The organism is Erwinia sp. PsM31 (assembly GCF_030433775.1).
GTDB lineage: Bacteria > Pseudomonadota > Gammaproteobacteria > Enterobacterales > Enterobacteriaceae > Erwinia > Erwinia aeris.
The window spans coordinates 21739-33016 of sequence record NZ_JARUWZ010000041.1; the positions used below are offsets into that span (position 1 = coordinate 21739).

Here is an 11278-nt window from a genome sequence, read left to right on the forward strand (position 1 = left end):
CGGCTCATGGGCAGGCGAAACCGGGCAGCTGGAACGGGTTACGAATGCTGTTCGGCGTAAATTCCAGCGTCACGTGGTGGCCGCTGACGTTAAAAGAGGCCTGACGGCTAAGGCTGCTACCGCCTGCGGAGAGCTGCGCGCGGTCGAAGAACCGGTTCAGCGCCCAGGCGCCGTTGGTGACCAGCGTTGCCGTGGTGCCGTTGGCGAGGCCAAGCTGCATGCGCACCTGGCTGGTGCCGCCGGGGCCAGGCCAGCTCATCAGCTGTACCGCCTGCGGGCCGTGGCTGTATTGCAGCAGCTGCCCGTCCACATCCAGCGTCATGGTCAGAATATCGTTATCCATCTGGCCGGTGCGCACCGTCACGCGGTAAGAAGGCGTGGTCGCGCCGTTGGCGAAAAAGGCGTCGCGAATGCTCTGCGCCTGCTGAAAAGGCCGCAGCACGCTTTCGCCGCCCGGCAGCGTTTTGCCGTCAATGCCGGGCATAAAGCGCCAGCTGGCCTGGGTGGTATCAACCTTGTTTGCCAGGTTGTCGCGGAAAAAGCTGTCCATCAGCCCGCTGCCCGGCGCGAACATGCGCGCCAGATCGTCCGGCGTCACTTCCGCCCGTGCCGAATGCGACAGCGGATAGCGTCCGGCAATCGCCTGGCGACAGAAGCTGCCGACCTCAACGTTGATGCGCTTGCGGATATTGTCTAAATCGCGGCGCTGCGTATCGCTGCTGGCGCCCACCGCCATGCTGGTAAACATGGTCTGCAACGAGCCGGGTAACCGCCCTGCGCTGGCCTGCAAACGGCTGATAGCTTCGCCGGTCGGCGGCGGCATCCCGCTGTTGGCCGCGTCCTGCACGGCAGTGAGGTAGCGATAGAGATCGTCAATCTGATGCAGGAAATCGTCAAAGGCGATGGTTTTACCGCCCTTCTCCAGCGGCTGCGCCAGCTCGGTAACAGGAGCAAAGTGAGCGGTTACTGACTGCTCCGGCGTCTGCTGCTGCTGACTGGCTGCCGTGGCCGCCTGACGCGCGTGGAACAGCGCATCCAGCGTGCTGCTGGCGCTCTCCTTGCTCGCCTCTTCCTTGCCTGCTTCCGGCGCGGCCTTATCCAGTACCAGATAGTGACTGAGATTAATCACCAGCTTGCGCAGCGGCGAGTTATTGCCGGAAAGCAGACGTGCCGCGTTAATGCGCTGCGACAGATCCGCGCTGTTGTTCAGCTGGATATCCTGCAACAGCCCGTCCCACTGGCGCATATAGTCGCTCATATAGCGCTGGCGCACGGCGTAATCGATCTGCTGCTGCGTTTCGCTCTGCACCGTCTCGCTCAGCACCCAGCGATCGTCGTCGTGCAGCGATTTGGTGACGGCAGCGATATTTTTATCAAAGCTGTTCCAGTAGCCCTCTGGCGTAAACAGGCCCGGAATGCCTTCGCTAATCGCCTTGCCGCTTTTGCGGGAAAAGACCAGCTCGCTCTGCGGGCCGCCCATCAGCGCCAGGGAAACCGGTTTCAGGCTGTCGTCCCGCTCCAGCAGGCGCTTCAGTCGGCCGTAGACGCGCTGCGACAGCGGCATCTGATTGATGAGCGCCTGCTCGCGCTTTACCAGGGCGTCATCCTTTGCGTAAGGCGACGCCTGGATCTGCGTCTCCAGCAGCTGCGCCAGATGCCAGTCGAGCTGTTTGATCTGCGCCTGAGTGATGTTCTGCGGCTGGCTGCGCGCGATATTCAGCATTACCCAGGCATGCAGGAACTTGCCGTCGTAGTGCTTCGGCTGATAGAGCATCTGGTAAGCCTTCAGCGCTTCATAGCTGTAGTCCGCGTCGCTGCCGTTATCCGCGCGCAGCCAGCTGGTGATAAGCTGCGCCACCTGCGGCATCACCAGCTGCTTCAGCGCTTTCTGGTAAAGCGCCTGGGTAGCGTCGCTGACCTCTTCGCCACGGTACAGCCCCATGCGGCGCGTAATCGGCGGATCGTTAAGGTCAAAATCGGCGCTGTCCGGCAGATGCAGCACGCCGTTCAGGTAAGGCAGCAGCGACCAGAGATCGGCCGTCTGCAAATTCTGGCCCAGCGCGTTGATTTCCGGCACCTTCGCCTGCACTTCCGCCAGCCAGGCCTTGTTGTTGCGGTAGCTTGTGCTCCACAGCAGCGTGGCGACGATCAGCGCACCCAGCAGCAGCACGTAGCCAGACCAGAGCACCGCGCGGTTACGCAGCTCCCACCAGCGGTTGCTGCCCGCCAGGCCCGCTTCCTGAAAGATCACGTTCTGCAGCAGATCCTTTAAGAAGAAGCTCTGACCTTTGTTGCCGGGAATAGGCGCGGCCTTATCCACCTTATCCCAGGCGCCGCTGTTGCCGCTGTCGGACTCTGGCAGCTGAAGCGTGCGGCTCAGCTCGCCCATTACCCGATCAAACGGCAGGCCTTCCTGGGTGCCGCTGGCGAAGTAGATGCCGCGCGGCGAAAACTGCGTTTCGAAGTTGGAACGGCTGAATACCGTCTCCAGATAGTCGTTAAGCAGCGGACGCAGCGCCGCGAACTCCTGCGGGAACAGATAGCTTTCCGCACGGGTTTGGGCATCGCTTTCCTGGATCAGCGTATCCGGCAGGCCCGCGTCCAGCCGCTGTTGCAGCAGCGCGTATTCCTGCGTGAAAGCGCCGGGCAGATCGAAATCGGCCTGTTTCGCACGCTCCCACGGAAAGGTGAAGCCCCAGACCTGATCGCGCTGCGCCTTATCGAACTTGCTGAAATAGGCGTTAAAGCCTTTCAGCAGATCGGTTTTGGTTACCAGCACGTAAACCGGAAAGCGAATGCCCAGCTGTTCGTGCAGCTCCATCAAGCGCTGGCGCAGCGACAGCGCCTGCTGACGCGAGGCTTCCGCAGACTGGGTCATCAGATCAGAGACGCTGACGGTGACGATCACGCCGTTGACCGGCTGGCGCCCGCGATACTTGCGCAGCAGATCGATAAATTTGCTCCACTCGCTGGCGTCCTGCTGCCGCTCGCTCTCCTGCGTGGTGTAGCGGCCCGCCGTATCCAGCAGCACCGCCTCGTTGGTAAACCACCAGTCGCAGTTGCGCGTGCCGCCGATACCGCGCAGCGCGGCTTTGCCGAAGCGGTCGGCCAGCGGAAATTGCAGGCCGGAATTCGCCAGCGCGGTGGTTTTCCCCGCGCCGGGCGCGCCGATAATCACATACCACGGCAGCTGGTAAAGATACTGACGGCTGAAGCGCTGCGTCCAGCGACGGTTGCCCGCGCGGCTGAAATGCGCTTTTTTCAACAGCTCGGCGGCTTCGGTAAAGCGCTCCGCCAGCACGCGATCTTCGCTGGTCAAACGCTTGACGTTCGGATCGTCCTCCTCCGTGGCCGGATTCAAACTGCCCATCAGCTTGCGGTTCAGCCAGGCGTTGTAAAGACGCGGCACCACGTTGCTCAGGCCCCAGGCGATATAAAGCAGCGCGATACTGATCTGGCGATTGACTTCCGGCTCCAGCGGCCGCGAGTCGACGATAGAGAAAACCGGCCCGATCACCCAGATAATGAATGACAGCGCGGTAATGCCGAGAAAGCCCCACATCAGCCGGTTGGTCATAATGGCAAACAGAATATTCATCATCCGTTAATTTCCTTGCTGCGACGTCAGTTCCGCGCGGGTGTTGTCAGGGGAAACCAGCAGCGTGATATCCACACGGCGATTGCGCGCCCGGTTGGCAGCGGTGGTGTTCGGTACCAGCGGATTGGTTTCACCGCGCCCTTCCGCCTTCACGCGCGCGGGCTGGCTCAGCGTCTGCTGTAGCCGTTCCTGCACCGATTTCGCTCTTGCCAGCGACAGCTCGTAATTAGAGGCGAAGCGGGCGCTGCGGATCGGCACGTTGTCGCTGTAGCCAATCACCAGAATGCGGCCGCTGACGTTGTTCATCGCCTGAGCAATGCGATCCAGCACCTCTTCATAGCGGCCGCGCACGGTTGTGGAGCCGGAGGTAAACAGGCCATCGCCTTTCAGCGTCACCACGCTTTGATCCGCTTCGTCTTTCACCGACACCAGCCCCTCGTCGATTTCCGGCTTCAGGAAGGCTTTCAGGTTCAGCGCAGCGGGCGCGGGCGGCGCGGGATTGTGAATGGTTACTTCCGGCAGCGAGGTCTGATAGACCGAGGCCAGCACCGGACTGGTCGCATCGCTCAGCCGCCAGTTCAGCAGAATGTAGAGCAGACAGGCCAGCAGGCCCACCAGCGCGGCGCAGGCCCACAGCGGCACAACCGGACGCCACAGCCTGCGCGTGACCGGATGATCTTCCGGATGTGGCGACAGCGGCGGCGGATAGCCGCCACGCACCGAACGGATCATTTGCAGCAGGCGGCTTTTGATCGTCTCCAGCTGCGAACGGCCGTTATCCAGCACGCGATAGCGCCCTTCAAATCCCAGCTGCAGGCAGTAGTTAATCAGCTCCAGCAGCGCAATCTGTTCGCGCGGATTCTGCGACAGCTTGGCCAGCAGCTGGAAAAACTTCTCGCCGCCCCAGGTTTCATTATGAAAGGTCACCAGCAGGCCCTGCCCCGGCCAGGCGGCGCTGCCCCACGGCGTCAGCGCCGCCGCTTCGTCGATAGCGGTGCACAGGCAGTAGCGCGCGCCAATAATCACCTCGTAAGGCAGCCCGGCGCGCTGGCAGTGCATTTCAAACTGGCGGATTTCATCGATCAGACGCTGGCGCAGACCGCCAGGATCGGCGTGCGTCACCGAGTGGCGGATCTGCGGGATTGCATTCAGTAGGGGATTTGCCGCCGCAACCAGCGGGTTAACGCTGCTCGCGCCCGAAAAAATGTCGCCCTGTGCGGCGGCCTGTCGTTGCTGCATGTCTCTTGCTCCTGACGTCAGGCGGAATGACTACGAATGGCCCAGAATTCCATGGCGAGGCCGGGAAAATCACCGGCCAGATGAAGCGCGAAGGTGCCGGACTTTTCCATTTCCTGCCAAAGCTCGCTGCCCTTATCCAGTTCGAAATAGCTGTAGCCGGCGTGCCACGGGATCTGCGGCGGCGCGACCGACATCGGGCGCAGGATCATGCCCGGCAGCTGTAGCTGCACCAGATCGCGGATTTTTGTCACCGGCGCGACTTTCATCTGCGCGGGGAAGTGGGTCAGCAGCGTATCGGCGGGCACGCTGGCGCGCACCGCCAGCACAAAGCCGAACTCGCGCACCATCGAGCTGGTTGGCACCGTCGCCACGTTCAGGCCGTGCGAGCGTTCGGTCAACGGCAGCTGCACGGCATTTTCTTCCAGCACCTGCGACAGCCCCTGACGCAGCATCAGCATCAGCCTGCCAAAGCAGCGAGCCAAATCGTCATGGTCGTAAACCGGCAGCGAAGCGTCCGGGAAACGCTGCGGCGTGTAGGTCGCCAGCTCGCAGGCAAACGCCAGCCAGCTGGCGAACAGCGTTTCCGGGTGCAGCAGCGGCAGGTTTTTCAGGTGGCTGACGTGGCCCAGATGGTGGTTAACCAGCGCCAGCAGCATAAAGTCGACCATATCCGCAGTATTGAAACGCCCCGGCTGCTGGAGCCGCTGGCCGATCTGCTGGCTGCGCTGCTGCAACAGGCCCGGCATATCGTTGAGGTAGTCGCTAAGCTGCGGGCTGGCGCCGCAGTTCAGCATCGGTGGAATATAGCCGCTTTCCAGCCGCACCTGATTGCTGCGCTTCTCCAGCACTTTTACCACGGCCATCGCCGTCCATTCGGCGCTCAGCTCGCTTTCCAGCATCAGGCGCAGGCGCAGCTTGCCAAACTGCACGGCGGCCGGGCTGACCGACAGCGCGTTGCAGTCATCCACCTCTTGCTCAAACGTGATATAGCGCGCCAGCGAGTCGGCGGTTTCGCTGAAAATTACCTCGTCGCGGCCGTTGCGACGCGCGGGCAGCGCCAGCAGCACTTTTTCGCTGCCCTGACCGTCCGGCATCGCCAGCGGCGGCGGGCCGTTTTTGCCGTCACGAAACGAGAAGAAGGTGCCGTCGGGCAGCAGGCCGCTGGCCGAACTGAGGGCGACTTTGCCCTGGCGCAGCAGCGCCTCGTCAATTTCGTAGTCGAGAAAGCCCCACATATAGGGCCGCTGCGCCTGGCCCCACTGATTCAGCAGGCTTTGCTGATAGCTTTCCGCCTGCTGAAAATGATGCGGGCGCAGGAACATGCCTTCGGTCCAGACCACTTTTTCTGCTTTGTTCATAAGGCTTCCGTTTTCAGGCTGGCGTCAGTGACTGACGGCAAGGAGTCCGCTGTCGTTAGCGATGAGGGTGGCCTGCAGCAGGCTGTCCGTCTGCTGCCAGATCGTGCTGGCGTCCGCGCCGGACGGCAACGGCAGCGCAAGGCGCCACTTTTTGCCGTCGAGCGACTGGTATTCTGCAAGCACGCCTATATAGCGAGCCTCGGCCGGCAACGGCCCGCTCAGGGTGTCGGCGCTTTTTCCGGGCATCAGGAAGAGTTGTTCGCTGTTCAGCAACGCGCCGCCCAGCAGGGCGCCCGTTTTGTTTTGCAGCGAATAAAAATCGGCGGACAGGAAATCGGCGTCGGACCGCAGCAGCAATACGCGCACCTTAAGCGGCGCGCCGTGATTAATCTGCGAAGGGTGCCTGAACGCCAGGCTGTAGTGAGAAGGTACGCTGTGCGAAGTGCAGCCTGTCAGCACGCTGAATGCCATCAGGAAAAGCGCCTGAAAGCTCAGGCGCAAAACGTTTCTGTTCATGATTATTAGCTACTGGATTATTAGCTACCGGATTAGTCGATTACCCAGGTTCCGCTGTTGCTGTTCTGGCAGGCTTTGCTGTCGCCATCCACCGCAACGCAGGTCTTTTTCGTCGGCGCACGAACGCGTTTGCGGCGGGCATCGGCTTTTACGGTTTTATCGTAAAGGTCGCTTTTCACCACGGCGCGCAGCGGCACGTAACCAATCAGCTGCTCTTCTCCGCTTTCGGCGATGGCGAACCAGTTGTTCTCCACCGAGCCAAGCACGGTATAGGGCTTGCCGTTTTCCAGATGGCTGACCAGCTTGCCGCCGAAGTCAGGACGCGTCATCACCGAAGCGGCGTAAAGCGCCCGATACTCCTCGTTCACCGGGGTGAAGGAGAGCGGCGGCTGCACCGCATGACGATAGGTCAGCTTCACGCCGTCAACGGTGCTGGAAACGATTGTATCGTCGGTCATTGGCGGCGGCGGCGCCTTACATCCCGCCACAGTCAGAACAAAAAGCAGGCTTAGTGCAATTCGAATTTTCACCCGGGTCCTCATGATTTCTGTTTAAAAAGGCGTGCGCGAAAGCGCGACGGGAAGCGGCCCGGACAGGCCTGAAGCAAAAGTCTGCTATTGGCTGGCCGCACCACGTGGAAAAACAGCCCCCGCCGCGCCCGATTAGTACAATGGTTAACACAACCGAAGCGTTTCTGTTTACCCGCCAGCGGGAGAACAACGTCTGGTTAGCGGATTAATTATTAAGCAAGCCGACGATTAAAACAGGCGCTGGCCGTGTTATAGCACCATTTAAAGCTGGGCATTCAGCAATTTTTTGCGGCCTGCCGCGCTCAATCCGGCTGGAAATTAACCGTTCAGATAACCGTTTTTTCAGATTTTCTTTATTGATTATCCGCAGCAATTATGCGGAAAAAAAAGGCAATAACGTCAGATAAATGAATAGATTAGTCCATTATTCTGCGCCACCATAGCTACCGCACGGGCCAGTGCTGAAGCAGGCTGCCCGTATAAAACCCAGGGATTAATACCCCCTTTTTTCGGCAAGTTTACAGAGTCTTTCCAATTATTCAACGTTACGCCCCGCCCCAGCAAAGCTTTAGCCTTGCTAATGTAAAAAAAATAAACAAAATTTGACCGTTCTGGCGCACATTTTCCCGAAAGCGCCCCTCTTTGATGATGTTTTCTTCATCTTCCAATTGCATTTAGTTACTAAAAAACAGAATCTAAATAACCAAATATTATATAGACACAGTCCGCACTGGCACTGAACTTTAATACAGGGGAGGAAGGTAATTTCGGGGAGAAAATAAAAAAGATAAAGTATCGGATGAGACGATTATTTCCGTCCCACCCAGTTACTTACGCTGACTAAAGAAAAATTGAGAGGTTTTTACTGCGCACAGGGCAAACTTAAGCAATCAGAATCTCTTCGAGTTCCTGTAGCGTGGCGACCTGCCAGGTTGGCGCTATGCCGTCGGGCAAAGGGCGGTTATCGGCGTTCAGCCAGCAGGTCGCCAGCCCGGCGCGCATCCCACCCAGAATGTCGGAATCGGGGTTGTCGCCTACCATCATCACCCGCTCGCGCGAGGGATTGCCCATCTTTTCCAGCGCGTGGTCGAAGATGGCCGGATGCGGCTTGGCGTGGCCGACCTGTTCGGAGATCACCAGCAGGTCGAAATAGTCCAGAAATCCGGTGCGCTCCAGGCGGGTTTGTTGCAGGGCGGTAAAGCCGTTGGTGATGATGCCCATCTTCACTTTTCCCTTCAGGCGGTTGAGCAAATTCACCGCGCCGGTCAGCGGCAGGCAAAGCTCGGCCATCGCGCTCAGAAAACCGTTGTTGAGATCGAGCGGCGTGACGTTCAGCCTGTCGGCCCAGCCCTGGAAACGCTGGTGCTGTAGCTGAAGCGCAGTGATAGCGCCGTTCTGATACTCCACCCACAGCGGCTTGTTAACCGACTGGTATTGCTGATAATCATCCGGTGAGAACACCACGTCATACTGCTGAAACAGACGCTGCAATCCGGCGTACGCATCAAAGTGAAACAGCGTGTCGTCAGCGTCAAACAATATCCAGTCCCACTCTTTAAGCATTGGTTACCCTTAGATAGTTAGCGCCATGATAATGGCATCTTCTTTCCCCTCGGCGGTGGGGTAATAGTTGCGGCGTACCGATACCTCATTGAAATCGAGCTGCTGATAAAGCGCGATGGCAGCCCGATTCGAGGCGCGAACTTCCAGCCACAGCGTCAGCACGCCGCGCTGTTCCAGTTCGCCGATCAGATGTTGCAGCAGCGTCCGGCCAAGGCCGCGACGCTGGAAAGCCGGATCGACCGCGAGGTTGAACAGCGTGGCCTCATCCAGCACGATTTGCGTAATAGCGAAGGCCGCCATTTCCGTGCCGACATCCAGCCGGTAATTCAGATAGCGTTCGCCCTGGTTGCTGGCAAAGGTTTTTTCACTCCAGGGAAAAGCGTGGCTGCGCTGCTCAATGGCGAAAGCGCGGTCAAGATCTTGCGGCGTCAGTAAAGAAATCGGATTCATAGTGGGTGATCTGCTGCCAGAGCGCGCGTTTGGCGTCGGCATTATGGTAAAGCTCCGCCAGTACGGGCGAAGCGAGTTGAGCGCCGTCGATCGCGACCGGCCCGGCCAGGCCCAGGCACCAGCTGGGGCAGCGCGTGTCGTCAGGCAGCATAGCCAGCTGCTCCGGCGTCAGCGCCATCACCTCATGCTCGCGCATCAGCAGCGCGGCCAGCACGTCGCGGATCAGCGGATCGGTTAACGGCGGCGGCGTTTCCGCCACGATGATCAGCCGGGTCTGTTCCGGCAGCGAAATAGAGACTTCGCCGTGCAGGGCGCGCGGACGCCGCAGCGTATACTGCGTAATACCCATCTGCTGTAATAACCAGTCACGTCTGGAAGACATCATTTTTCCCGTCTGGTCGCCCAATTGCGACGCTATGCTAGCAAACCCATCGAATCTGCGCCAACAAACCACTATAATCGCCGCTCTGATTTGTAAGGAGCCACCGATGTCCGCATTTACCCCGGCCAGTGAAGTGATACTGCGCCACAGTGATGAATTTACTCAACGCCGCGTGCTGTTTGCTGGCGATCTGCAGGATGACCTGCCCGCCCAACTGGATACCGCGCTGAGCCGGGTACATACCCAGCAATATCATCACTGGCAGATCCTCAGCCGCATGATGGGTGAAAATGCCTTTTATGGTCTGGTGGCGACGCCGGAAATGGTCGCCGACTGCGACACGCTGGTCTACTTCTGGCCAAAAAACAAGCCGGAAGCGCTGTTCCAGCTGGAAAACCTGCTCGCTTTACTGCCGGTCGGCAGCGAGCTGTTTATCGTCGGCGAAAACCGCAGCGGCGTGCGCAGCGCCACGGATATCGTGGAAGGCTGGGCCACCCTGAACAAAATCGACAGCGCGCGCCGCTGCGGACTTTATCACGGGCGGCTGGATGCGCAGCCAGAATTTGACGCTAAGGCGTACTGGAACGATTACGAGCTGGGCGATCTGACCATCAAAACGCTGCCGGGCGTGTTCAGCCGCGACGGCCTGGATGCGGGCAGCAACCTGCTGCTGTCCACGCTGACGCCGCATATGAAAGGCAAAGTGCTGGATATCGGCTGCGGCGCGGGCGTGCTTTCCGCTATGCTGGCGCGCTTCTCGCCGAAGGTTCGCCTGACGCTGACCGACGTTAACGCCGCAGCGGTAGAAGCGAGTAAAGCCACGCTGGCCGCCAACGAGCTGGAAGGCGAGGTCTTTGCCAGCAACGTCTATTCCGACGTGCAGGGGCGTTTCGATCTGATTATTTCCAACCCACCGTTCCATGACGGCATGCAGACCAGCCTGGACGCGGCACAGACGCTGATCCGTGGTGCGGCTAAGCATCTGAATATGGGCGGCGAGTTGCGTATTGTCGCCAACGCCTTCCTGCCTTATGCGCAGGTACTGGATGAAACCTTCGGCAGCCACGAAGTGCTGGCGCAGACGGGCCGCTTTAAAGTCTATCGCGCCGTCTGGTCACGCGCGGCCAAAGCGAAGCGCTAATCTACGCCGTCCCGCACCTTTTTCGGTGCGGGACGCTGCCCTTTCTCCTTTTTGCGCGCTGCCTGCCATCTTCCTCTCTGCCAGATGCCGCTTTTTGCTCGCTCCCTGCCGTCTTCCTCTCTGCCAGATGCCGCTTTTTGCGCACTGGTTGCAATGCTCACCAGCCAGATACCGCTTTTTGCGCACTGATTGCGCTGCCCGCCGCAACCCGATGACGCTTTTTGCAGCGATCGCCGCAGCCGCGTTAAATAACTGTTGACGTGTCGGGGAAAATCTCTAGAATGCGCCTCCGTGGTTGCAATATAACGTTGTTATGTTGACGGTACGCGAAGGTGGCGGAATTGGTAGACGCGCTAGCTTCAGGTGTTAGTGTCCTTACGGACGTGAGGGTTCAAGTCCCTCTCTTCGCACCAAAAACCACGTTATTCATATTACGCAGCATCTGCGCGAAGGTGGCGGAATTGGTAGACGCGCTAGCTTCAGGTGTTAGTGTTCTTACGG

General features: G+C 59.5%; 9 protein-coding genes and 1 tRNA gene. 2 read left to right on the top strand and 8 right to left on the bottom strand.

Features of this window, described 5'->3' with window-relative positions:
- Positions 1-4: 4 nt before the first annotated feature.
- The 8 genes from tssM to QCD69_RS21070 all read right to left on the bottom strand — a co-directional run bounded on the left by tssM (position 5) and on the right by QCD69_RS21070 (position 9636).
- Complete coding sequence (tssM, locus tag QCD69_RS21035) at positions 5-3601, bottom strand: type VI secretion system membrane subunit TssM (protein ID WP_301253427.1); 3597 nt, start codon at positions 3599-3601, stop codon at positions 5-7.
- A gap of 3 nt (positions 3602-3604) precedes the next feature.
- A complete protein-coding gene (locus QCD69_RS21040; protein WP_253455519.1) occupies positions 3605-4837 on the bottom strand; it encodes a DotU family type VI secretion system protein in 1233 nt (410 codons plus the stop codon).
- A gap of 17 nt (positions 4838-4854) precedes the next feature.
- Positions 4855-6195 carry a type VI secretion system baseplate subunit TssK gene (gene tssK, locus QCD69_RS21045; RefSeq protein ID WP_301253428.1) on the bottom strand — a complete coding sequence of 447 codons (1341 nt, stop codon included), beginning with the start codon at positions 6193-6195 and terminating at the stop codon, positions 4855-4857.
- Between the two features lie 24 nt (positions 6196-6219).
- The gene (tssJ, locus tag QCD69_RS21050; RefSeq protein WP_301253429.1) at positions 6220-6711 is read right to left on the bottom strand and encodes a type VI secretion system lipoprotein TssJ; all 492 of its coding nucleotides are present in this window, start codon (positions 6709-6711) and stop codon (positions 6220-6222) included.
- A gap of 32 nt (positions 6712-6743) precedes the next feature.
- Positions 6744-7241 carry an SH3 domain-containing protein gene (locus tag QCD69_RS21055; protein WP_253455525.1) on the bottom strand — a complete coding sequence of 166 codons (498 nt, stop codon included), beginning with the start codon at positions 7239-7241 and terminating at the stop codon, positions 6744-6746.
- An 882-nt stretch (positions 7242-8123) separates the two neighbouring features.
- Positions 8124-8804, bottom strand: a complete 681-nt coding sequence (yjjG, locus tag QCD69_RS21060) for a pyrimidine 5'-nucleotidase (RefSeq protein ID WP_301253430.1) — start codon at positions 8802-8804, stop codon at positions 8124-8126.
- A gap of 9 nt (positions 8805-8813) precedes the next feature.
- The gene (gene rimI / locus QCD69_RS21065; RefSeq protein ID WP_253455529.1) at positions 8814-9254 is read right to left on the bottom strand and encodes a ribosomal protein S18-alanine N-acetyltransferase; all 441 of its coding nucleotides are present in this window, start codon (positions 9252-9254) and stop codon (positions 8814-8816) included.
- Positions 9217-9636 (bottom strand): DNA polymerase III subunit psi, encoded by a 420-nt coding sequence (locus QCD69_RS21070; protein WP_301253431.1) that lies wholly within the window; start codon positions 9634-9636, stop codon positions 9217-9219. The genes rimI and QCD69_RS21070 overlap by 38 nt, the downstream gene beginning before the upstream one ends.
- Positions 9637-9742: 106 nt before the next feature.
- Between QCD69_RS21070 and rsmC the strand changes: the two genes are divergently transcribed.
- A complete protein-coding gene (gene rsmC, locus QCD69_RS21075; RefSeq protein WP_301253432.1) occupies positions 9743-10777 on the top strand; it encodes a 16S rRNA (guanine(1207)-N(2))-methyltransferase RsmC in 1035 nt (344 codons plus the stop codon).
- 326 nt (positions 10778-11103) lie between these two features.
- A tRNA-Leu gene (locus QCD69_RS21080) sits at positions 11104-11190 on the top strand.
- Positions 11191-11278 lie beyond the last annotated feature (88 nt).